Annotated in this window: 12 protein-coding genes; 2 read left to right on the top strand and 10 right to left on the bottom strand. The window is 69.2% G+C overall.

Translation table 11 applies throughout. From position 1 onward, the window contains the following. Positions 1–23 precede the first annotated feature (23 nt). The 8 genes from G6N09_RS15600 to G6N09_RS15565 all read right to left on the bottom strand — a co-directional run bounded on the left by G6N09_RS15600 (position 24) and on the right by G6N09_RS15565 (position 18206). The gene (locus G6N09_RS15600) at positions 24–527 is read right to left on the bottom strand and encodes an MTB12 family secreted protein (protein ID WP_083022352.1); all 504 of its coding nucleotides are present in this window, start codon (positions 525–527) and stop codon (positions 24–26) included. 36 nt (positions 528–563) lie between these two features. Beyond that, on the bottom strand, positions 564–794 hold the full coding sequence (locus G6N09_RS15595; protein WP_083022351.1) for an MbtH family protein: 231 nt from the start codon (positions 792–794) through the stop codon (positions 564–566). Beyond that, positions 775–2079: an NADPH-dependent L-lysine N(6)-monooxygenase MbtG gene (gene mbtG / locus G6N09_RS15590; protein ID WP_083022350.1), complete on the bottom strand. Its 1305-nt coding sequence runs from the start codon at positions 2077–2079 to the stop codon at positions 775–777. The genes G6N09_RS15595 and mbtG overlap by 20 nt, the downstream gene beginning before the upstream one ends. Continuing rightward, the gene (locus G6N09_RS15585; protein WP_083022349.1) at positions 2076–6491 is read right to left on the bottom strand and encodes a non-ribosomal peptide synthetase; all 4416 of its coding nucleotides are present in this window, start codon (positions 6489–6491) and stop codon (positions 2076–2078) included. Before G6N09_RS15585 ends, mbtG begins: the two co-directional genes overlap by 4 nt. Further along, on the bottom strand, positions 6488–12958 hold the full coding sequence (locus G6N09_RS15580; RefSeq protein ID WP_083022493.1) for a non-ribosomal peptide synthetase: 6471 nt from the start codon (positions 12956–12958) through the stop codon (positions 6488–6490). The genes G6N09_RS15585 and G6N09_RS15580 overlap by 4 nt, the downstream gene beginning before the upstream one ends. Positions 12959–13118: 160 nt before the next feature. Beyond that, a complete protein-coding gene (locus tag G6N09_RS15575; RefSeq protein WP_083022348.1) occupies positions 13119–16145 on the bottom strand; it encodes an SDR family NAD(P)-dependent oxidoreductase in 3027 nt (1008 codons plus the stop codon). Further along, entirely contained in the window at positions 16139–17467 is a 1329-nt protein-coding gene (locus G6N09_RS15570; RefSeq protein WP_083022347.1) for a beta-ketoacyl [acyl carrier protein] synthase domain-containing protein, read from the bottom strand. The genes G6N09_RS15575 and G6N09_RS15570 overlap by 7 nt, the downstream gene beginning before the upstream one ends. Beyond that, positions 17460–18206 carry a thioesterase II family protein gene (locus G6N09_RS15565; protein ID WP_083022346.1) on the bottom strand — a complete coding sequence of 249 codons (747 nt, stop codon included), beginning with the start codon at positions 18204–18206 and terminating at the stop codon, positions 17460–17462. Before G6N09_RS15565 ends, G6N09_RS15570 begins: the two co-directional genes overlap by 8 nt. 210 nt (positions 18207–18416) lie before the next feature. On the opposite strand from G6N09_RS15565, the gene G6N09_RS15560 reads away from it, so the two are divergent. Further along, the gene (locus G6N09_RS15560) at positions 18417–18788 is read left to right on the top strand and encodes a nuclear transport factor 2 family protein (RefSeq protein ID WP_083022345.1); all 372 of its coding nucleotides are present in this window, start codon (positions 18417–18419) and stop codon (positions 18786–18788) included. A 10-nt stretch (positions 18789–18798) separates the two neighbouring features. Here the strand turns inward: G6N09_RS15560 and G6N09_RS15555 are convergent, their stop codons facing one another. Then, positions 18799–19485: a cutinase family protein gene (locus G6N09_RS15555; protein ID WP_083022344.1), complete on the bottom strand. Its 687-nt coding sequence runs from the start codon at positions 19483–19485 to the stop codon at positions 18799–18801. Between the two features lie 41 nt (positions 19486–19526). Beyond that, positions 19527–22958, bottom strand: a complete 3432-nt coding sequence (locus tag G6N09_RS15550; protein ID WP_083022343.1) for a non-ribosomal peptide synthetase — start codon at positions 22956–22958, stop codon at positions 19527–19529. Between the two features lie 88 nt (positions 22959–23046). Between G6N09_RS15550 and G6N09_RS15545 the strand changes: the two genes are divergently transcribed. Further along, a complete protein-coding gene (locus tag G6N09_RS15545; RefSeq protein ID WP_083022342.1) occupies positions 23047–24585 on the top strand; it encodes a (2,3-dihydroxybenzoyl)adenylate synthase in 1539 nt (512 codons plus the stop codon).

Below are 24585 nucleotides of genomic sequence, written 5' to 3'. Positions count from 1 at the left end.
GCGCGGACGCCCCTTGACCCCCGCTAGTGAGCGCCGAGGATCTGCATCAACTGGGTCGCCGAGTCATGCGAGAGCACCCAGCTGCCCTGATCGACAAGCTGTAACGGCACGGTCTGCGGCGCAGGCATCTTGGGGCCGGTGATCGTCACATTGGCCAGCCCATGCCCTTCACCGGTCTGCACCACGTTGAGCACGTCGAAGTTGTAGGGCAGCTCCCCGTCGCGGTAGGCCCGGCGCAGTTCACTGTCGAGCCCGTGTCCTTCGTGCTGGGTGATGCCGTTCTCGACCAGATCGGCCTTCTCCTTGTAGCCGATACCGGCATCGCTGAGCCTGGTCAGCATGCCCGCGACCTCGCCGGTCGTAGGCAGCGGTGCACCGGCCGGCGCCGGCGGTGCGGGCTCCTGCGGAATCGGTGCGTCGAGCACGGAGTCCTGGGGTGCGGCGGGCTCGGCGGACGCGACGCCCCCCGTTGCGACGCCGATTGCGGTCAGCGCCGCAGCGCCGATGAGCAGCAGTTTTCCAGTCACGGTTCCCCCTCGAATAGCGACGGTTACCGCGCCAGGCTACCCCCGCTCGGCCGCCATGGCATCCCGAAGGCTCTTGGGCCGCAGGTCGTTCCAGTGCTGTTCGACGTACTCCAAACAGGCCGCACGAGCGGCGCCCTGTTCACCTCCATAGACCACTCGCCACCCGGCGGGAACATTGGCGAAGGTCGGCCACAGGCTGTACTGCTCTTCGTCGTTGACCAGCACGTAGAAGCTGCCATTCTCATCGTCAAAGGGATTGGTGCTCATCGGATCTCCTCGATATCAGCGGCGAACGCGCGGGGGATTTTGGTGGCGCAGGAGCAAGGTGGGCGCCCAGCACCCGGTCAGACAGCAGGCCTAGACAGCTCAGGTTGGGAAAGCCCGGACCCTGGGTGAGTCCTGCCAAGTTGGGTAAGAAGAGCTTCGGGGTGACCTCACTGACGGCAAGATCGGGCCCGATCGCCTCGGCCAGCCGCTCCCCGGACAGCGGCCCACCCAGACCCAACTCCAGCAGGTCCAGAGTGTCTTGGCCGAAAAGCGGCACAAACCACAGCGGATCGGCGCCGGAGCCGTCGATGACCAGGTCGAATCCGTGAACGGTCTCGAAGTTCTCGCCGCCCCGGTTGGTGCTCAACGTCAGTCGGATTCGGCCGTCGCGGGCCACCGCGTGGGCCACCCGGCCCCGGAGGTGGCGGATCCGGTCGTCGGCCAGCAGCGCATCCTGCACCCGGGCCGAGAACACTCCGCGATCGGTGCGGGCCAGCGCGTCTCGCCGCTCCGCCAAGGTCAGCGCGGTCCAGTCGATGGGATCGGAGAACAACGCATTCTCGAAGAAGCCCTCCCCCCGGGTGAACAGCGTCACCTGCGGCGAGATCACCGTAATGGTCGAAACACGATGGCGGAAAAGCTCATTGAGCATCGAGGCGGCTGTCTCGCCGCCGCCGATGACCGCCACCCGCTCGGCGCTGATCCGGTCGGCGGCGGCCCGGTGCCAGAACTGGGCGATCGAGAGCACCAGCGGGTTGCCGGGCAGGATCGACTTCTCCGCCTGACCCGGTCCGGTGATCATCACCGCGTCGGCGGCGACCTCCGTCTCGCGGGTGTGCAGCACCCAGCCGTCGCCCTGCACCCCGAGTCGCTCCACCTCCCCCGGGATCACGGTCAGCTGCACCGCGTCGGCCACCCAGCGCAGGTATTGACTCCACCGCAGGTGAGTCGGCGCCGGGCGGCCGCGATCCACCCACTGCGCGAATTGGCCGGTGGCGATCAGATAGGACTGCCAGCTGTAGCGGGTCATCCGCTCGTCGAGTTCGGCGTTGCGGCCGGCGACCAGTGCCGAGCGGTACGGAAAGCCGACGTCCTTCTCCGGGCTGGTACCCAACCGGTGCGCGCCGTCGGTCCAGCCACCCGAGGCACGCCAGTTGGCGGCGACCTCGGTGCGTTCGACCGCGACCACGTCCGGTGCGTCGACCCCCATCGCACGCAACACAGCGGCCTTCGCGGCCACCGCGACGGCTTTGGCGCCGGCGCCCACCACCGCAAGTGTGCTCATCGCAGCTCCTCCACCAGCTCGCTCAGACTGTCGGCGAACAGCCCTTGCAGCTGCACGATCTCGGCGTCGCCGAGGATATCGGGCAGCGTGCGCCACTGCGCCATCAACGCCGGCCCCGCCCCGACGTCGGCCACTGCGGCGAAGATGCTCAGCTCGTGGCGCACCGCCTGGCCTGGTTCGGGCACCGACGGCAGCCGGGCAATCAGGTCGGGGGCCACCGCCGGTCCGGCGCCGACCCGGTCGACCCTGCCCAGGTAGTTGAGCAACAGCTGCGGTCCAGGAAAAACCGCCAGCTGCTCGGCGGTATCGGCACGTAGGTAGGCCAGAAGACCGTAATCGATTCCCCCGCCGGGAATTCCGGCGAGCGCATCCGCCACTGCGGCCGGGTCGGCCCGGGGCACCCGAAGTGGGTAGATCGCCGAGAGCAGACCGGCGATGTCGGTGGTGTCGACCCCGGTCACCACTTCCTCGGCACGCCCATGGGTCTCCACAGCCAACAATGGCGGCGCGTCGACCTGTCCGCGGCGGGCCCGCCACGCCCTGACCATCCTTGCTGTCGCCGCGACCAACAGGTCGTGCAGGGGAACCTGGGTGGCCAACAGTGCGGCGGTCACCCCGGGGTCGGCGACGGTCACCGTCACGGTCAGATCACCCGCGTGATCGTGGCGGGGGTCCACCCGGCGCGCACCGAGCTCAGGGTCCTCACCCGCCAGCTGTGCAGCCCAGAAGTCCACCGTGTCCAAGTCCTGCGCGCGCTGCTGCAGTGCGGCCGCCCATCGCCGGTAGCCGCTGTGCTCCGGCAGCGGCTCGGTCCCGGCAAGAGCGGCATGCAGCTCACCGAGGATCACCTGCCACGACACCGGGTCCATCGCCAGCACGTGGGCGCCCAGGATCAGCACCCCAGCCCCACTCGGCGGGCGCAGCCACACGGCGCGCAGCATGGCTCCGGCCTCGGGATCCAGGCTCTGCAGGAGTCGGGTGCCGTGCTCGGTGACCATCGACTGATCGGCCACTGCGACGGCCACCTCGCACAGGATGTCGGTGGGTTCGATCGGATGCAGCGTCAGCTCGGCGAGATCGAGTCGGGCGTGCAGGAGCGGGTGGGCGGCGACGACCGCGGCCAATGCCGAGTGCAGCTGCTGCGGATCGGTGTCGTCGGGCAGCCGGATCGCTTCGACCTGCCCGAGTCGGCGCGGACTGCCGTATTGGTAAAGCCAGCGTCCGGCGGGAAGCAGCGGGATCGGACCGTCGTCCGCGAGCGGCCCGCCGGATTGCGACACTTGCGCGGCCTGGGCGATTTCGTTGTCCAAGACCGCAGCCAAGTCACGGATCGTGTTGCAGCTCAACACGGCCCGCGGGCGCAAAGGCAGTCCGCGCTGGCGCCCCGCGCGCACCAGCGACAGTGCGACGATGCTGTCCAAACCCAGCTCACGCAGGTCCGCCTCGACCCCGAGGGCGGCCACATCGGCACTCGGGGAGCCCGCCGGACCCGCCAACACCTCGGCGAGCACTGCCACCAAAGCTCGTTCGGTGTCGGTGACTGCTTCGGCCCCGCCGCCGAGCGGACCAGACTGCGCCAGCAGCGCCGTTAGGTGCTCGGTGTCGAGCTTTCCGTTGGGAGTCAACGGCATCGATTCCACCGCAAGGAGCCGCGCGGGGATCAGGTACGACGGCAGCCGGGAACCGATCTCGGCGCGGACCCGGGTGGTGTCGACGCCCGTGCCCGCGACAAAGCCGGCCAATTGAGTGCCGGTCGGGCCGACAACGGCGACCACCGCCGCGGCGGTCACCCCGGTCGCCGCGGCTAATGCCCCTTCGACCTCGGCGATCTCGACCCGGTAGCCGCGCACTTTGACCTGGTCGTCGGCTCGGCCGAGGTAGACCAGCCGACCGTCGGCGCGACGCCGGACCAGGTCCCCGGTGCGATACATCCGGCCACCGGTGCCGGCGGGATCGGCGACATAGCGGGCTGCGGTCGCCCCGGCACGGCCCAGGTAACCCCGGGTGACCTGGGCCCCGGACAGGTACAGCTCGCCGGCCACCCCGGCGGGCACCTCACGCAACGCCGAGTCCAGTACGTGGGCGACCATGCCCCGCACCGCTTGCCCGATCACCGGTACATCGGTGTCGGCGACGTCAGCGACCACGGCTTCCACCGTGGTTTCGGTGGGTCCATAGCAGTTGTGCACCGCGGTCGACGGCGCGGCGCGTAGCCGCGCCCACACGTGCGGGGCGATCGCCTCGCCGCCGAGCGCCAGCACGGTGAGCCGATGGTCGGACTCGGCGTTGAGCAGTCCGGCGTCGAAGAGCTGGGTGAACATCGAGGGCGAGGTGTCGATCATGTCCAGGCGATGCCGGCGAATACCGTCGATGATCGCCTCGGCGTCGCGCATGTCCTCGGCGGAGAACAGGTGCACACTCTGCCCGCCCAGCAGCCCGACCAGCGGCTGCCAGCTCGCGTCGAAACTCAGCGACCAGGCGTGCGCGATCCGCAATGGCCGACCGAGCTGCGCGATGGCCGGTGCGTACATTCGTTGCTGGTGGTCGGCGAAGTAGGACGCCAGGGCGCTGTGGGTGCCGATAACACCCTTGGGCTCGCCGGTGGAACCGGAGGTGAAGATGACGTATGCAGCCGACTCGGGGTGGATCGTCGACGGCGTCGGGCGCTGCACGGCCCCGTCGGCGCGCAGCTGCGTCATAAGCTCGGGGTTCAGTGTCAGCTTCGGACCGGATTGGCGCAGAATCGATTCGATGCGCGCGTCGGGCAGACCGATGTCGATGGGAACGTAGGCGGCGCCGGCCTGCAGAACCGCGAGGATCGCGATGACCGAGTCCAACGAGCGTGGCAGTGCTATCGCGACCCGGTCTTCGGGGCCGATCCCCTGCCCGGCCAGCACCCGAGCCAGCCGGGCCGATTCGGATGCCAGTTCGGCATAGGTCAGGCTGCGGTTCTGGTCCGTGAGTGCCGGGCTGTCCGGTCCTGCGGCAACGGCCGCGGCGAACAAATCCGGCACCGACTTCGCCTGCACCGCTACCTGACCGGAAACAACGTGTGCCCGCTCGGCAGGCAGCAGGACTTCCAGGTCGGCGATGCGGGGCCGCGCCGGATCGGACAACTGGCCCAGGATCTGCAGCAGCCGCTGCCCCAGATCGGGAATCGACAACTCCCCCAGTGCTTCTGGGATCGCCTCGAGCAGCACGGTGAACCGGCCGTCGCGGGGTGGGTAGCTGACCAGTGTCAGCGGGTAGTGCGTGAGGCTTTCCACGGCGATCGGGATGAACCGCACCCCGTCGTCGGTGGTGACCCCGGCCGACGCCGAGCCGATCGGGGCATTCTCGAAGACCAGCAGGGTGTCGAAAACTGCGTTGCTGTTGGCCCGCTGCACCGTCGACAGGCTCAAGTACCCCAGGTCGCGCATTGCAGCGGTATCACGTTGCAGCGCTTGGCAGGCGGCGACCACCTCGGCCCGCGGCGGCGTGGACGCCGTCACCGGGACGGTGTTGATGAACAGGCCGACCATGGTCTCGACGCCGGTCAGCTGTTGCGGACGTCCCGACACCACCGCCCCGAAGGCCACGTCGGTCCGGTCGGTGAGCCGGCCCAGCAGCACCGCCCAGGCGAACTGCAGGACCGTGTTCAGCGTCAACCCGTGTCGGCGGGCCCATTCGGTCAGGCGCGCGGTGGCCTCGCTGTCCAACGCGACCTCGTGAGTCAGGGGTAAGGCGCTGCCGACCACCGGCTGCGTACCCCGGGCCAGGATGGTCGGGGCGTTCAGCACCGCCAGGTATTCGCGCCACGCCGCCACTGCTGCGTCACTGTCCTGGCTCGCGAGCCACCCGATGTAGTCGCGGTAGGGCCGCGGCGGGGGCAGCGGATCCGCTCCACCGGCGCGGTAGACGGCGACCATCTCGTCGAAGAACACCGCCATCGACCACCCATCGAGCAGCAGGTGGTGGACGGTGACGATGAGCCGGCGCTGTTCGGGTGCGGACTCGATGAGCACGAAGCGCAGCAGCGGACCGCGCGCCAAGTCGAAGTTGGTGGCGCGTTCGATGCGCGCGATCTCATCGAACTCGTCTGGACCAGCAGAAATTTCACGCCACGGAAGGCCCGCGGCCGCGGGGATGATCTGTACCGGGTGCGGCAGGTCGACATCCCAGAAAGAGGCCCGCAGATTGGCGTGCCGGGCAAGCATGGCATCGGCGCTGCGGCGCAGCAGCGCAGCGTCGACAGCCCCCTCGATGTCGATGACGAACTGAACGGTGTAGACGTCGAGGCCGTCGCTCTCGCCACCGTCATCGGTGGCGAGTTTGGCCAGCGAGAACAGTCCCTGCTGCAGCGGGGACAGCGCCAGCACGTCCTCGATGGCCGCAGTGCGTGCGGAGTTGGCCTGTGTTGTTGTCTCGGTCACGGCGAATCACCCCACGCCGCGGTCAGACCGGCCAGCGCATCGCCGCTCAGACCCGAGACGCTCATCGGCTCAAAAGCCGTGTCCGCGGCTTGCGGAGTGCTGCCGGCGGCGTCGACGGCGGCAGCCAGTTCGGCAAACGTGGGATGCTCGAAGATCATCCGCGGGTCCACGTCCAGCCCCGCCGCTCGAGCCCGCGCAGCCAGCTGCACCGACAAGATGCTGTCCCCGCCGAGTTCGAAGAAGCCGTCGCTGCGACCGATCGCCGCAAGACCCAGCAGTTCGGCGCAGATACCCACGAGGGCCTGCTCGGTGGGGGTGACCGCAGGGTCCGACTCCCCGCGGGTAGCCACCGCCGGCTGCGGCAGCGCCGGCCGGTTCAGCTTGCCGGAGTCGGTGAGCGGCAAGGCTTCCAACACCGTCAGCGACGCCGGAACCATGTAGCCGGGCAGCACCGCGGCCACCTCAGCGCGTACCGCGGCGATGAAGGCCGCCGCGTCGGTGACCGGGCCTGCGGACACCAGGTAACCGGCCAGTGTGGTGACACCGCGCTGCTCCCACGTCCGGGCAGCTGCTGACGCCACTCCGGGCGCGGCGCGCAGTGCAGCCTCCACCTCTGCCAGTTCCACCCGGAAACCCCGCACCTTGACCTGGTGGTCGGTACGGCCGACGAACTCCAGGACGCCGTCGACACTCCAGCGGGCCCGGTCCCCGCTGCGGTAGAGCCGGTCACCGTCGGAGGTGGAGAAGGGGTTGGCCACGAAACGGGTCGAGGTCAGTCCCGGTCGCTTCCAGTAACCGCGGACGATCTGCGGGCCGGCGTAGTACACCTCGCCCACCACGCCGGGCGGCACCGGCTGCAGCGCGTCGTCGAGCACATAGGCCGCAGACCCGGGGGTGGGCCGACCCAGTTTCGGGGTGGGCGGCTCCAGTTCACCGCGCACCGCAGCGCCCGAGGTCTCGGTGGCTCCGAAGTTGTTGAGCAGCTGAGCATTCGGATCTAGCGACGTGCCCAATCGGGCCAGCAGGTCGGCGGAGACCGGCTCCCCGCTGCACACCAGCCGGCGCAGGCCACGCAGGGTGTCGGGTTCATCGGCCAGCACCGAGATCAGGCTGGCCACCGCGGTCACCTGAGCCACCCGCTCGCCCACGATCAGCCGGGCGAGGGCTTCAGGATCGCGGAACTCGTTGTCGTCGGCCAGAATCAGCGTTGCCCCAGCAGCCAGCCCGGCCAGCATCTCCATGCCGCCTTCGAGGAACGTCATCGACGATTGGGCCAGCCGGATGTCGTCTCCGGACACCGGATAGTGGGCGATCTGCCAGTTCAGACGGGCACTCATCGAGCGATGGGTTCCCAGCACACCCTTGGGCACGCCGGTGGATCCGGAGGTGAACACCAGATACATCGGGTCATCCGGGTTGGGCACCGGAAGCACCACTCCGACAGCCTGTTCCGCCAGCTCGACCTGCACATCCGTGTCGTCCAGGCACAACCGCGTGACACCGTCGGGCGCGGGTATCGCATCCCGGGTGGTACCGCTGACCAGGATCACCTTCGGCTCGACATCGTCGATCATGAACTCGAGACGCTGGCGCGGGTAGGTCGGGTCTAAGGGGAAGTAACCGGCACCGGCCTTCATGATGCCGACCAACGCCACCGGCAGATCGAGGTCGCGTTGGACCGACAGACCCACCAGGGTTCCGGGTTCGACCCCGGCAGCGATCAGCAGTTCGGCAAGCCGGTCGGAACGCTGATGCAGCTGCGGGTAGGTGAGTTCGGCTCCAGCACAGCGCACGGCAACGCCGTCGAAGTCCCGGCTGGCGGCAAGGACGTCGGCGATGGTGCGCGGGTCATCCGCCGGCATCTCGGCGCCGCGGCTCCACTGGTCCAGGATCTGTTCGCGTTGCGCGTCATCGACCAGGCTGATGTCGCGCAGTGCCCGGCCCGGGTCACCGGCCATCGTCGCCAGCACCCGGCCCAGCCAATCGGCCAGTCGCGCCACGGTGGCGCGCTCGTAGAGATCGGTCCGATAGATCAGATGCCCGTCATAGCCGGCGCCCTCGGCGCTGTCACCGGCCGCGGTGAAAAGGTTCACCGACAAGTCGGCGTGGGCAATGTCGAACGTCGGCATCACGGTGCGGAAGACCAGGTCGCCGTCTGACCCGGTGTCGATGACGTGGGTGACATCGGCCGCTTCGCGCACGTGGACCACCACCTGGAACAGCGGGTTGCGCGACAAGGTCCGGACCGGGTTCAGGGCCTCCACCAGCCGGTCGAAGGGCAGGTCGGAATGCGCGTAGGCACCCAGCGCGGCCTCCCGTGCCCGCGTCACCACGTCGCGCAGAGTCGGGTTGCCCGACAACCGGTTTCGCAGAACGACGATGTTGACGAAGAACCCGACCAGATTGTCCAGGGCCTCGTCGGTGCGTCCAGCGATCGGCACCCCCAGCGGGATGTCGTCTCCGCTACCGGCCAGATGCATCAACACCGCCACCGCGGCCTGCACCACCATGAACTCGGTGGCACCGGTCTCGCGTGCCAGGGCCGCCAAGCCGGCCCGCACCTGCGGGGGCACAGTGAAGGCAACCGAGTCACCGGAGCCGTTGGCGGTGGCGGGACGGGCAAAGTCCGGCCGGGGCCCCGTGTCATCGGCCAGGCCGGCCAGTTGCTCCATCCAATAGCGGCGTTGCGCGTCGATCAATCCGGATTCGTCGCGCAGCAGTTCGCCCTGCCAGTGCGCGAAGTCGGCGTACTGCAAGGCCGGCGGCGCCCACCCCGGCGCCGAACCGGCAGCCCGGGAGCGATAGGCGATCAACAGGTCGGTGAACAGCACCTCGACCGACCAGTGGTCGGCGGCGATGTGATGCACCACCAGGGACAGCACCCGCTCGTCGCCGGGCAGGTGCAGCAGCGCGGCGCGAAGCGGCCAATCATGCTCAAGATCGAACGCTGCGCCACGCTGCTCGTCCAGACGGGCCTGAGTCCAGGCCGTCACAGCCGCCGGATCGGTCTCCGGGCAGCGCAGCTCGGTCACCGGAACGTGCGCCGCAGCATTGATGACTTGGTGTGGCAGTCCATCGATCTCGCGGAAGGTGGTGCGCAGGCTGTCGTGTCGAGCGACTACGTCGCTGATCGCGGCGATCAGGGCTGCGGTGTCGCAGGGGCCGCTGAGCCGGGCCGTCAGGGGAATGTTGTCACCGGTAGCGCCGGGGTCCAGTCGGTAGGCGAACCAGGTGCGCAGCTGCGATGCCGAGACCGGAAGGTCACCGGAACGCGGCACGGCGACCAGCGCCGGTCGCCCGGCGGTCTGTTGCGCAGCCGGTGCCCGGTCGATGGCCGCGGCCAGCCTGGCCACCGTACTGGCTTCGAAGATCTCGCGGATGCCGATCTCCACCGCGCATCGAGAGCGGATCGCCGCGACCAGTTTCGTGGCCAGCAGCGAGTGCCCACCGAGGTCGAAGAAGGAGTCGTCGGCGCCCACTTTGTCGCGGGAGAGCAGCTGCGCGAACAGTTGCGCCACCAGGTGTTCGGTGTCGGTCTGCGGTTCCCGGTAGGGGGTGCTCTCGATCGGCTTCGGGTCCGGCAGCGCAGCGCGGTCGATCTTGCCGTGCGCGGTGATTGGGATGTCAGCGACGACCACGTAGGCGGCGGGGGCCATGTATTCCGGCAGCGCAGCGGCAACTCGGGCGCGGATCCGCGGAATCTCGACGGTGTCTTCCGCAGCGCCGGGCCCAGCGGGGGTCAGATAAGCGACCAGGCTGCGGCCCAGGCCGGGCAGGTCCGATACGACGACCACACACTGGCCGACGCTGGGGTCCACCGAGATGGCGGCCGCCACCTCCCCGAGTTCGATCCGGAAGCCACGCACCTTGACCTGGTCGTCAGCGCGGCCGATGAACTCCAGGTCGCCCTCGGCATTGCGGCGGGCGAGGTCACCGGTGCGGTAGAGCCGCTGGCCGGGCGTCCACGGGTCGGCGACGAAGCGCTCCGCGGTCAGTCCGGCACGGTCGAAGTAGCCGCGGGCCACATGCGTTCCGCCGATGTAGATCTCGCCGATCACTCCGACCGGTACCGGTGCCAGGGCGTCGTCAAGCAGCCACATGGTGGTGTTGATGTTTGGGCTGCCGATCGGCACGATCCGATTGCCCTGGGTGCCTTCGACCTTGTATCGGCAGGAGTTCACCACGGTCTCGGTCGGTCCGTAGAAGTTGTGCAGCATCGCATCGAAAGTGGCGTGGAACTTGTCCGCGAGTTCGCCGGGCAGTGGTTCGCCACCGATCGGGATACGCCGCAGTGTCCGCCATTGGTTGACGCCGGGCAGCGACAGGAACAGGCCCAGCAGCGACGGCACGAAATGCATGGCCGTGACGCCCTCGCGCTGCAGAAGATCGGTCAGGTAGCCGATGTCACGCAGCCCGTCCGGACGCGGAATGACGAGTCGTGCACCGTTTCCCAGTGTGCCGAACAGCTCGCCGATCGACACGTCGAAGCTCGGAGAGGCGACCTGCAGCAAGACGTCGGAGTCATCGATTCCGTATTCGGCGCCGAACCAGAGCAGGTATTCGGTGATCGGGGCATGAGAGACCTCGACGCCCTTGGGCAAACCGGTCGAACCTGAGGTGTAGATCAGGTAGGCGAGATTCTCCCGGCTCAGCGGGCGCACCCGGTCGGCATCGGTGGGGTCGGTGTCAGGCCGGTCGGCCACCTCATCGGCGGTCAGCGGCTCACGGAGCACCATCGACGGCCGGGCATCACCCAGGATGAATTCGATGCGGTCCGCGGGGTATTCGGGGTCGACGGGTACATAGGCGGCGCCGGCCTTGGCGATGCCCAACGCGGTGACCACCAGATCCACTGAGCGGCCGAACAGCACCGCGACCTTGTCCTCGGTGCCGATGCCGGCCGCGATGAGGTGGTGCGCAATCCGGTTGGCGCGGGCGTTGATGTCGGCGTAGCTGTAGCGGCCGTGATCGTCGACGATGGCGATGGCATTGGGGGTGGCCGCTGCGCGATCGGCTACCAGGGAGCCCAGGGTGGCGGGAGCCTCCGGCGACGGGGTGTAGTCCGGTCCGCGTGAGACCGCTTGCAGCCAGGTCCGGTCTTGGTCGCCGAGCATGTCCAGCTCGCCGACGCGGCCGTCGGGTTGGGCGACCGCGGCGGCCAGCAGTTGCACCAGGTGACGCAACACCTGGTCGACCAGCGCCTCATCGAGCACGTCGTGCAGGTACTCGGCCTCGATCAACGCGCCGCCCTCGTGGGAGCCGCCGACCTCGACCATGATGCCCAGGGGAAGTTGGGCGATCTTTCCGCGGTAATCGGCTCGGGTGCAGGTGATCCCGTCAGGCTGAAAGCCCTCGCCGTGGGTGGAGCGGAACCCGAAGCTGATGCGGGTCAGACGTTCCACTCCCCCATGGCGGCGATCCGGGTTGAGTTCGCGCACCACCCGGTCCAGGTTGATGCCCTGATGTCCGAACGCGCCCAGCGCCGCATCACGGGTGCGGACCACCAGGTCACTGAATCGGTCAGCGCCGTCGACCTTCGCGCGCAGCACGACGGTGTTGCCGAAGTAGCCGATGGCCCCTTCGGTGCCGCCGGTGCGGTTGAGCACCGGTGAGGCGATCAGGAAGTCATCGGTGGCGGTGTAGCGATAGATCAGGGCGGACAACGCCGCGGCGATCACCATGTAGGGCGTCGCGCCGTTGCTGCGTGCCAGATCGGCGACGCCGGCCATCAGTTCGGCGGGCAGGGTGCGGGTGCACAGGCCGGCGCGCAGCGTGCTGGGGATCGCCGAGCCGTGCGGGCCGGGCAACTCCAACGGGTCGGGTGGGTCGGCCAGCAGGGTCCGCCAGTAGGTCAGCTCGGCTTCGTGGTTGGCACCCGCCGCTGCGACGGCGTGCGGCACCGTCGGGCGCGCCGCAAACTTCTCGGGGTCGGAGTAGGCGGCGGTGAGGTCGGCGAAGAAGACTGCCCAGGAGTCGTCGTCCCAGGCGATATGGTGCGCCACCAGCAACAGAATGTGTTCGTCTGGACGGACCCGGACCAGGGTGAGCCGCAGTGGCGCATCGGTGTCCAGCCGGAACGGGGTGGCGAATTCGCGCTGGGCGAGCACTTCCAGCCGCAACGCCCGCGCCTGATCGGGAAGCTCGGCCAGATCATGTGCGGCAAAACCGGGTGTGACCTCGGCGATCGCCGGGTGGGGTTCACCCGCGTCGTCGACGGTATAGATGGTGCGTAGTGCGGGGTGGCGGGCAGCCACCGCGGCCAGCGCGTCCTGCAACCGGGCGGCGTCCAGCGGACCGGTGAGCCGGTAGGAGACCGAGATGTTGGCGAGGGCTCCGTCGGGGTCGAGCTCTTGGACGAACCACATCCGGCGCTGTCCGTCGCTCATGGTCAGCGGTCCAGACCCGTTGGCCGGTTCGGGATCCCGCTGTGCGGCGGCCAGCCCGCGTTCGGCGAGACGGCGGCGCATCAGCTCCAAGCGCAGCTCGTTCGCGTCGGTCGCCAAACCGCCGGTGTCCTTCGGCGATCCCAGCTTCGCCTCTCCTTCGTCGAGCCTCGCTAAACCGCCGGTGTCATTCGGCGATCTCAGCTTCGCCTCTCCTTCGTCGAGCCTCACTAAACCGCCGGTGTCAGTCATGGGTGAATACAGTCCTTTCCGTTGCCGGCGACGGTGCTGCGTCATCACGCAAGACCGCCGTCAGCTGGGCTCCGGTCATTCCGGCCAGCAGCGGGCCGAGTGCCACGCGCAGGCCGGTGGCTCGCCCCAGGCGCTTGCGCAGATCCAGTGCGAGTAGGGAATCCAGGCCCAGATCGACCAGGGCCCGGTGCATGTCGATGTCGTCGGGGCCTTCCAGGCCAAGCACGGTCACCAGCTCGTCGGCCACCACCTCGGCGACCGGGCGCTCGGCGCCGGCGCCAGTCGGGGTGAACAGGTCGGCGCTCAGGGCTGCATCGAACGGCGACGGCACGCCCTGGCTGTCGAAGAACACTGCCAGCCGGTCGAAATCGGCGGACAGGATGGCGGGATCGTTCGGCGCGGCGGAAAGTCCTGCGGTGATGGCGGCTTCTGGCGACATCGGTGTGAGGCCGGTCCGGCCGATCCGGTCTTTCTCCTCCCCGCTGACCACGGCCACACTGCGCCACAGGCCCCAGCGGATGGAGCTGGCGTCGTGGCCCTGCGCCCGCAGCTGTCCCACCTTGATATCGGCCATCCGATTGGCGGCCGCATAGAGACCATGTCCGGACCCACCCCACAGGGCCAGCACCGAGGAGCAGACCAGCACCCGCGCATCGGCGCGCAGCGGCCAGTGGCGAACCACGTTGTCCAAGCCGATCACTTTGGCGCCGAGCGCATCCCGAACGGCCGTCTCGGTGACTTTCGCCGTGGCAACGGCCTCCGCCGACGCCGTGTGCACCAGGAGACCCACCGGTGCGGGCCGATGGTGCGCGATCACCGCTGCAACCGCGGCATCGTCGGTGATGTCGCAGCGGATCGCGGTGACCCGCGCTCCGGTGCGCGCGCGCAGCACCGCCAGCTGAGCCGCAATGGTGTCGGTGCCGCCGCTGCGACTCAGTAGCACGATGTCTCGGACACCGTGTTCGGCGCAGTAGGCGGCGTAGGCCATGCCGATGGCACCGGTGCCACCGGTGATCACCACGCTGTGCGGGACAGCGGGCACCGTCTGGGCAGCCGGGGACTCGACGAAGCGGCGGGTTGCCAGCTGCCCGCCACGGACCGCGACCTCGGTGTCATTGAGCGCAAGTGCTCCGACGGCGGCCCGCAGATCGTCGTGGGTGGTCTGCGTTGGCAGGTCGATGTGGGCGTAGGTCTGGTCGGGGTAGTCGAATCCGGTGCTGCGGTGCAGCGCGGCCAGCGCGGCGGGGCCCGGGCGTGCCGGTGGATCAGCCTCGAGCTGCTCGGCACCGCGGGTCAGCAGCCATACCCGGCGGCAGTTCCGGCCTGGGTGTAGAGCGGTTTGGGCGGCTGCGTACTGGGCGAACTCGGCGGCGGCCGCACCAATCTCCGTGGTGTCTGCGGGCGGGGCGATCAGGAGCAGCAGTTCGGCCTCTTCCGGGTCCGTCACTACTGCGACGTGTGAGGTCTCCAGGGCAGCCACCAGCTGTGCGGTCAGCTCGGCCGATTGCCCGGTGTAGTCATTGACGGCAACCCGGGCGGGCCGGGGTTCCTGCTCGCCGGCCGGCACCCAGCGTTCGGTCATGACCACCGGCGCCCGATGGCGGGGCGCCGATGCCTGCGCGCCGGCCCACAACCGGTTGGTGTGCATCGGTGCGTGGGGGAAGTGCCGCAGCGGCGCGGGAGCATCCGGCGGCGTGAAGTCCCGCCAGCGATAGCCGGGGTCGGCGATCGCGGCAGCGGCGATGTTGGCAGCCAGCGCTTCGGCGGCCGGCCGGTCGCGGTCGGTGCTGCCCAGCACCAGGGCGGTGCCGGCGGAGTCGCCCAGCGCGATGAGCAGGGTCGGGTGGGCGGACATCTCGATGAACGTTGTGACGCCGCGGGCGACGGCGGCAGCTGCGGCCAGGTCGAATCGGACCTGCCGGCGAAGATTGTCGAACCAGTACTGGCGGAACGCCGCTCCGGCCGGGATCGGAGCTCCGTAGACCGAACCGAGGAACTCCACTGGGGTGCTGTGGAATTGAGCGTCGGGAAGCTGCGCGGTCAGCTGGTCTCGGAGCGGTTCCAGGGCACTGGTGTGGGCGGGGTAGCGCACCGGCAGCTCGCGGGCGAACACCCCGCGTCGTTGGGCGGCGTTCAGCACCTGCTGTATGGCCGGCCACTCACCCGATATCACCACCGACTCGGGGCCGTTGACCACCGAGAGCTCCAGCCAGCCGGGGGTTTCCGCGATGATCTCGCTCGCGGTCTCGGCGCTCACGGCGATCATCGCCATGCCGAATCGGACCGGGGCGTTGGCGGCGAGCAAGTCGGTCAGTTGCGCCCGTGCGGCCACCACGGCCACGGCGGCATCCAGATCCACCACTCCGGCGGTGTATGCCGCGGCCACCTCCCCCAGGCTGTGGCCGACGGTGATGTCGGGCAACACGCCGAAGTGCCGCCAGGTGGCGGCCAGGGCTGCGGCGTGGGTGAACTGCGCAGCCTGCACCACCACGGGTTCATCGCGGCGGTCCCAGCTTCGGCTCTCCTGCGTCGAACCTCGCTGAACCGCCGGATCGGTGTCGTCAGACTCGTCGGCGCCGCGCAGGTAGCTCAGCGGCGACGCGTGACCCGCGCGCAGGAAGGCGTCGTGGCAGCGATCCGCCTCGGCGCGGTAGGCCGCGACGGCGAGCAGGTCGGCTCCCATGCCGGGCCACTGGTTGCCTTGCCCGGGGAACACGAACGCGGTGCGCGCAGCCTCGGGTTGATGCGACCGCACCACCAGGGGATGCTCGGCGCCGCGATAGACCGCGTCGAGGCCACTGATGAGTTCGCCGACGTCGCGGGCCCGGACCATCGCCCGGTGGCGGCGGACCGGACGGGTGGCTCGCAGGGTTTGGGCGACCTGTGGCACTCCGGCGGGATGCGTGTGCAGGTAGCGCGCCAGGGCACCCGCCTCGGCGGCCACGAGGTCACGGGCGTGCGCGGAGATCAGGACGGGGATCCGGCCGTCGGGCAGCGTGTCCGGATGGTTGCTCAGCACGCCGGCACCGCTTCCGCGCTCTCGGCGACCGACACGATGACGTGGGCGTTGGTGCCGCTCATGCCGAAGGCCGATACCGACCCGATCCGCCGGCCGTCGCTCGCCGGCCAGGCGGTGCTGATCTCGGCCAGGCTGATGCCGCTGGCGTCCCAGTCGATGCCGTCGTGCCGGCCGTCGCCGACATGCAGGGTCGGCGGGATGGTCTGGTACTCGGCGGCCAGCAGCACCTTGGTCAACCCGAGTGCCCCAGCTGCGGCCTGGGTATGCCCGATATTGGATTTGACCGAGCCCAGCCGTGGGCCGGCTTCGGGTGTTTTCTCGGCGCCGTAAACGCTGCTCAGCGAGCGCAGTTCGACGGGATCACCGACCTTGGTCCCGGTTCCGTGTCCCTCGATCATCCCGACCTGTCCAGGATGCACGCCGGCGTCGGCCAGCGTGTGCCGGAACAGACGCTGCTGGGCCTGCTCACTGGGGGTCAGCAGCCCGGCAGTGTGACCGTCCTGGTTGAGCCGGCTGGCCAGGATCTCGCCGTAGATGTGGCGGCGCTCGCGCAGTGCGGACGATTTGCGTTGCAGCACAAAAACTCCGGCGCCCTCGGCCCACACCGTTCCGGTGGCGGCGGCACTGTAGGGCCGGCAGTGGCCGTCATCGGAGAGCGCATGCTGCTTGGAGAACTCGACGAAGAATCCGGGCGAACCCATGACGCACACGCCGCCGGCCAGCGCCATGTCGGCGTCACCTGTCCGGATCGCCTGAACCGCCAGATGCAGGGCAGACAGCGCCGACGAACACGAGGTGTCGACGGTGAGCGCCGGGCCGGCCAGGCCCAGGGTGTAGGCGATCCGGCCGGAGATCACCGACAGTGCGGTGCCGGGTAGCAGGTGGCCGCTGTGCGCGCTGAATTGCGCCATGTCCGGGCCGTAGCCGGTGACCGAGGCCCCCAGGTAGACGCCGACGTTGTGGCCGGTGAGTTCGTCGGGATTGATGCCGGCGTCTTCCAGGGCGCGCCAGGCCACGCGCAGCGCGACCCGCTGCTGCGGGTCCATCGCGACGGCTTCCCGCGGCGCGATGCCAAAGAACCCGGGGTCGAATTCGGCTGCGCCCGAAAGGAATCCACCCACATTGCAGATGGGCTTGAAGCCTTCGCGGTGCGATCCCTCAATGAGGTCGCGCACCGCCCAGTCACGGTCCTCAGGTAGGGCGCTCAGCGCTTCACGGCCGTCGACCAGCAGCGACCAGTACTGCTCGGCAGTGTCGATGCCGCCGGGCGCCTCGACGCCGAGGCCGGTGATGACGACCGGGTCCTCGCGCCGATCATTCATCGGCGATGATCCGCTTCGCCAGGGTCTCGATGTGCTCGTAGTGGTAGAAGTGCCCGCCGTCGTACAGCGACATCGTGCAGGCCCCAGTGGTGTGGTCGGCCCAGCGTTCCAGCACGTCGGTGCCGATTCGGTCGTCGGAGCGGCCCCCGAGCACGGTGATGTCGGCACGGATCGTGACATCGGGTGCGCAGTGGTAGCGGTTGAACGCCAGGTAATCCGAGCGGACCGGGGTCAACAGCAGGGTCAGGAACTCCTCGTCGGCCAGCAGGCGCGGGTCGGTGCCGCCGAGCTGGGCCAGTTCGGCACGCAGGTCGGCGTCGCCGGTGGGCACCTTGCGCAGTCCGGCCACGATCCCGGGCGCGGGGGCGGCCGAGGCCCACAGGCGTTGGATCTCGATGCCGCGCTCCTCGGCGATCCGGGCGAACTCGAACGCCACCAGCGAGCCCATGCTGTGGCCGAACAGGCGCAGCGGCCCGAGCTGGTGCCACGGTGCGGCATCGAAAAGACTGCGGGCCAGCTCCGGCAGGGTCTCGGCCGCCGGCTCGCGGAAACGGTCGGCACGCTGCGGATACTGCATGACATAGGTGTCGGCGGCGGGGGCCAGTGCCAGGGCCAGGGGGCGGTAGTTGACCGCCGTCCCGCCGGCATGCGGAAAGAGCAGGGTCGCGACGCCGGGTCCGGAAAAGCGGCCGATCCAGGGCGGGAACTGCGCGACGGCCGAGGTGTCGTCGACGGCCATCCGATCCCCTCGCAAGTATTAGTAAAGGCTGCCCTAATTAGCCTGCGTCAGATTACCTTACCGAGGTGGGGCGGGGCATCCCGGCGCTTGTCGGCCCGTCTTGGACCGCCCTCGCGCCGAGCGTGCACTCAGCACGAGATTGCCGACCATTTTCCGGTCTCAATACACGTTCGGCGAAGGGTAGTCCCCGTCGTCGGCCACACTGCCCTGATGGACGCCCGCGCAACGCTCGACACCTACCTGCAGGCCTGGATGCAGCAGGATCCCGAGCTCATCGTCACGATCTTCACCGAAGACGCCACGTACCACGAGCGGGTGCTGGGCGAACCGATCCGCACACGAACCGGGATCGCCGACTACTGGCAGCGCAAAGTCGTCGAGGGACAGGCCAACATCGACGCCCGACTGCTCAACCTCTACACGGCTACCGACGGCACCACAGTGATCGCCGAGTGGGAGGCAACGTTCGACGATCTCGCACAGCACGTACGCAAACGGATGCGTGAAGTCGCCATCCTGGAATTCGCCGGCGAGCAGATCGCCGCCCTGCGCGAGTACTGGACGTCGGAGACCGTCGCCTGACGCGCCGGCCTCAGAGCTTGCCTGCGACGAAGGTCGCGGCCTGCTCAGGCATCGGCGACTGCTCGTAGGACAGGTGTGGCGCCGAGACCATCTCGTCATGTGTGGGCAGCGCCAGTGCTCCCGGAGTGCAGATCGGGTCGCCGTCGGCACACAGGTCGATGGCCTTGGCCCCGTACCAGGGGCTGATCTCGCTGATCGGTCCGCCCAGGTACCGGTCGGTCGGATTCCCGAAGACCGCGACCGCGGCCACGTGTTCCGCCTCCTCCGCCGACAGGGTCGCCGCGGTGAACCCCGCCACCGAGGCCCGCGCAATGGTGATCAGATCGATGACCATGGCGCCTTGGGAGTAACCGCCGAGCACCAGCTTGGTGTTGGGACAGGTCGCCACCATGGACTGCACGTGGGCGTTCGCATCAGCGGCGCCTTCGGATGCCGACGGCGGCCAGTCTTCCCCTGCCGGGTAATTGACCGCATACACCTCCAGGGACCGCCCACCGACCTGCGAGCGCAATGCGTCGATGAATCTCTGGCCGACTCCGCCGACACCGGGCGCCTCCGCGGTACCCCGGGCGAACGTCACCTCGACGTCGGGACAACTGGCCGCCGCGGCGGTGCCCACCTTCGGGGCGCCGACAAGGCAGGCCACGCCCGTCACCGCCGAAACACCGAGCAACACGACCGATCGGCGCGTTTTCATACTGTCGATGCTGACACATCGCAACCGGGGTCCACCAGCCCTTAACTCAATGCGTCGGCCACCGCGGCGGCGTCCAGCTGCGCCACTTCCAGATACACCTCGGCGACCGCATCTAAGCGGCCCGGATCGGTGTCCCGCGAAGTCAGTCGCTCGGCCAGTTTGGCCACGGTTCGGGTGGCGAAGATATCGGCGACCACCGCGCCAGGCACATCCAGCCAGGTGCGGATGCGCGCCACCACCGCGGTCGCCAGCACCGAATCCCCACCCAGGGCGAAGAAGTCGTCATCGGCACCGAGTCCCGCGACGCCGCGCCCGAGCACCTCGGCGATGATCGCGGCCAGGGCACCTTGCAACGGGCCTGCCGGCTCGCGGTGGCCGTCGGTGGCCGCCAGTGCCGCGGCCAATTCGGCGGTCACGGCCCGGCGGTCGATCTTCCCGGAGACGGTGTAGGGAATGGCGGTAACCACCTGCAACTGCCGGGGAATCATGTGTTCGGGCAGCGACTCGGCCAGCCCGGCCTGCACGGCGGCAACGCTCACCGCGGGATCATCGGATCGGACAGCGGCCGCCAACACCTCACGCCCACCGGACTCGGGCAGCGCCACCACCACCGCCTCGGCGACCCCGGGCAGCCGGCGCAGTGCGGCTTCGACCTCGCCGAGCTCGATGCGATACCCGCTGATCTTGACCCGGTGATCGGCCCTACCGATGAATTCCAGGGAGCCGTCGAAGGTGTAGCGAGCCAGATCGCCCGTGCGATACCAGCGGCGGCCTTCGTACTCGACGAACTTCTCGGCGGTCAGGTCTGGCCGTCCGCGATAGCCCGAGGCGATCCCGCGCCCGGACACCCACAGTTCGCCGGCCACCCAGTCCGGCCGATCGGCGCCGTCGGCGTCCACCACGCGGCAGGCGATGTTGGGAAGTGGGGTGCCATAGGGCACCGCTGCCCAGTGCGCGGGCGGGTCACCCTCGACCTCGCACAGGGTGGCGTGGATGGCGGTTTCGGTCGCCCCACCCAGCCCGGCGAATCGCACCCCGGGCGCCGCCAGGGCAAACCGCCGGGCCAGTTCGGGCCGAACCCAGTCGCCGCCGGTCAACACCGCCCGCACCGAAGACAGCTCCCCGCCGGTGGCGACCAACATCTCCAGCGCCCCCGGCATCAGGTTGAGCACGCTGACCCGGTGCCGCGCCACGAGTTGGGCCCACACTTCGGGACTGCGTCGGTCGGCTTCGTCGACCATCACGATGGCCCCACCGGCACGCAGCATGGCGAACACGTCGAGCACCGACATGTCGGCATCCAACGTGAGCAACGCCAGGCTGCGGTCAGTGGGAGCGAATCCAAAACGAGCACTGAGCGTTTCGACGGTGTTCATGGCGGCGTCATGGGTGACCTCGACACCCTTGGGCTCTCCGGTGGAGCCGGAGGTGAACACCACATAGGCCAGCTCGGTTGGATCGGCGCGCACCGGATCAACGCCGGGACGTCGCAGCGCTTCGGAGAATTCCACCACCGGAATCTCCAGGGACGGGCGCGTGTCCCCGGTCACCAGGGCCGATACCGCACCGCCCAGGGCCAGGATCCGATCCCTGCGTTCGGGCGGCTGATCGGCGGCGATCGGCAGATACACCGCACCGGCGGCGAGGATGCCCAACAGGGCCGGAATCTGCTCGGCGCCTTTAGGACCCAGCAGCGCCACGGTGTCTCCGGGACGCACGCCGTGTTCGCGCAGCTCGGTGGCCACCGACAACGCCTGCTCGCGCAGCCTGCCATAGCTGATCTCGCCCGAGCCGTGCAGTACCGCGACCGCCTCGGGGTCGTGGTCGGCTTGACGAAAGAACCCGTCGTGCAACGCTTCCCCGCTGGGTTGCGCGGTGCCCGCGTTCACTGCGGCTCGCAGCTGCGCCTGGTCGGCCGGCAAGGCTACCGGCGCGGGTTCTGCCCAGCCCTGGCCGGCGGCCAGCCGGGTCAGATCGGCGATGTGGTGGGCGAACATGGCGTCGATCACCCCGGGGGCAAACATCTCCTCGCGGACGTCCCAGTTGACCAGGACGCCGCCGTCGAACTCGGTGACCTGCGCGTCGAGCAGCACCTGTGGGCCCTGGGAGATGATCCAGACCGGGGTGCCGAACGCGCCGGTGACCTCATCGGCGAACAGTTCCCCGAGTCCGAGCGCACTGGTGAACACCACCGGTGCCAGCACCTGAGTGCCGCGGTGACGGCTCAGGTCGCGCAACACCGCCAGGCCCGGGTAGTCGGCATGCGCGGCGGCGGTGCGCATGGCGTCTTGCACGGCGTGGGCGCGTTGCGCGCCGGTGTGGGCCTGGCTCAGGTCCACGTCCAACAGCAGTGACGAGGTGAAATCCCCGACCAGCCGATCCACGTCGTCATGCAAGGGTTCCCGGCCGAACAGCGGGACGTTGAGCAGGAATCGCGGTGCATCCGACCATCTGGCCAGGGTGTGCGAGAACGAGGCGGCCAGCGTCATGGCCGGTGTGACGCCGTGGGCGCGCGCCTGGGCGTACAGCGCGTCGCGGGTCTCCGGGTCCAGCCAGTGCCAGCGCCGGGTGCTGCGCCTCGGGTCGGCCGGGGCGACTGCCGGTGGCGGCAGTTTGGGTGGATCCGGCAGGTCGGGGATGTGCTGCTCCCACCACTGGCGGTGGTCTTCGTCGGGTTCGCGCGCAGCGGTGGCCTGGCGGTACTGCCGATAGGTGTAGCCCAACTCCGGCAGCGCCTCACCTCGATAGGCCGCGGCCAAGTCGGCCATCAGGGTGCGGTAGCTCATGGCGTCGGCGGCCTGCATGTCCAGGTCGACGTGTAGACGCGCCGTGCCGTCCGGCAGCAGGGACACCGTGAGCTCGAAGACCGCGTCCTGGAGTTGCTGATGGGACTTCGCCGCGCGGGTGGTGTCCAGACGCTGGGCCGCCGCTCCGGCATCCAGGCCGCGCAGATCCTGCACCGCGACGGGCACGGTCGCATCGGCGCGGATGTACTGGGTGCCGTCCGGTGAGAATCCGACCCGCAGCATCGGATGGCGGACGGCCAGCGCCGCGGCGGCCGCCGCCAGGCGATCTGGGTCGATGCCTGCGCGCCCGGGGCTGGTTTCGAATTCCACGTACAGATGCCCTGCCACCCCGCCGAGGGCGACGTCGTCGTCGCGGCCCACCCACATTGCGTGTTGCATGGGCGCCAGCGGGAACGGTGCGGCGGCGTCTGCCGGATCGTCGGCGGTCACCTGGGCGAGCGCAGGTCCATTCCGATCCCCCACCAGCTCCTGCCACGCGGCGATGCGCGGGTCTGCGGCCAACGCCGCGAAGTCGACGTCGATGCCCTGTTTTCGCCAGCGGCCGGCCAGGCTCATCATCCGGATCGAGTCCAAGCCCTGACCGACCAGGTCGGCCTCGGGGTCGACGGCGCTGGCATCGGCACCGAGCAGCTCCGCGACCTGCGCGCGAATGTCGTCCGGCCCCACCGCGCCACCCCACCTTTCGTTAGGCTGCCCTAATTTTCCTCGAAGCTACTCTATCTACGTTCGGTCGTCGGCCAGCCAGGGAGTACATATGCACGGGTTCGTACCGTTTCCCGACGAGCGGGCCGCCGCCTACCGGGCGGCCGGTTATTGGAGCGGGCGCCCGGTGGGATCGCTGCTCGACGACGCCGCCGCCAGTTGGCCGGACCGCCCCGCGGTCATCGACGCGACCACGACGATGTCGTACGCACAGTTGGACGGCGCGGTCGATCGCGCGGCGGCCGCCTTGCACCGGCGGGGCGTCGGCCCCGGCGACCGCGTGCTGGTGCAGTTGCCCAACGGTTGTGCGTTCGCGGTCACGCTGTTCGCACTGCTGCGAGTGGGGGCCATTCCGGTGCTGTGCCTGCCCGGGCACCGCGCCGCCGAGATCGGGCATCTGGCCGGAGTCAGCGATGCGGTCGGGATCGTGATCCCCGACGCCACTGCAGGATTCGACTATCCGGCGATGGCCGCCAAACTGGGCTTGCGGCGGATCACCATCGAGGACGAACCCGGGCTCTCCCCCGCGCCGCAATTCGCCCCGGATCCTGCCGCACCGGCCCTGCTGCTGGTCTCCGGCGGCACCACTGGAATGCCCAAGCTGATTCCCCGTACCCACAACGACTACGTCTACAACGCGATTGCCAGTGCACGGTTATGTGAGCTGACCACAGATGACGTCTACCTGGTGGCACTGCCGGCCGGCCACAACTTCCCGCTGGCCTGCCCGGGACTGTTGGGCGCCATGTCGGTGGGGGCGACCACGGTCTTCGGCACCGATCCCAGCCCGGAGGCGGCGTTCGCCACCATCGCCCGTCACAGGGTGACGGTCACCGCGTTGGTGCCGGCGTTGGCCGCGCTGTGGGCACAGGCCTGTGACTGGGAGCCGCAGCGGCCGACCACGCTGAGGTTGCTGCAGGTCGGTGGCGCCAAGCTGGCCCCCAGTGATGCGGCGCGGATCCGCGAGGCATTGACCCCGGGCCTGCAGCAGGTGTTCGGGATGGCCGAGGGTCTGCTCTGCTATACCCGGCCCGGCGACGCCGCGGAAGTGCTCGACACCACCCAGGGCCGGCCGTTGTGCGACGACGACGAGCTTCGGGTGGTCGACGAGGACGGAATGGAGGCACCCGAGGGCGAGCTGCTGGTACGCGGTCCGTACACGATCAACGGCTACTACAACGCGGTCGAGGCCAATGCGCGTTCGTTCAGCCCGGACGGCTTCTACCGCAGCGGTGACCGAGTACGCCGCTGCGCCAACGGTTATCTGGAGGTCACCGGCCGGATCAAGGACGTGATCGTGCGGGGCGGTGAGAACATCGCCGCCGATGAGCTGGAGGTGCATCTGCTGAGTCATCCGGGGATCCAGTCGGCAGCAGTGGTCGGCCTGCCCGACGAATACCTTGGCGAAAAAGTCTGCGCTGCCGTGGTATTCATCGGCGCACCGCTGCTGCTCGCAGACCTCAACCGACACCTCGACGAGTGCGGGGTTGCCACCCACACCCGGATAGATCAGCTGGCGGTACTGCCGGCGCTTCCCACCACCGCAGTCGGCAAGATCGACAAGAAGGCACTGGCCCGCCAACTCGGCTGA

It is taken from the genome of Mycolicibacter minnesotensis (genome assembly GCF_010731755.1).
Taxonomy (GTDB): Bacteria; Actinomycetota; Actinomycetes; order Mycobacteriales; family Mycobacteriaceae; genus Mycobacterium; species Mycobacterium minnesotense.
Note: the sequence above shows the minus strand (reverse complement) of the source record. Positions and strands in the feature narration are given on the sequence as shown.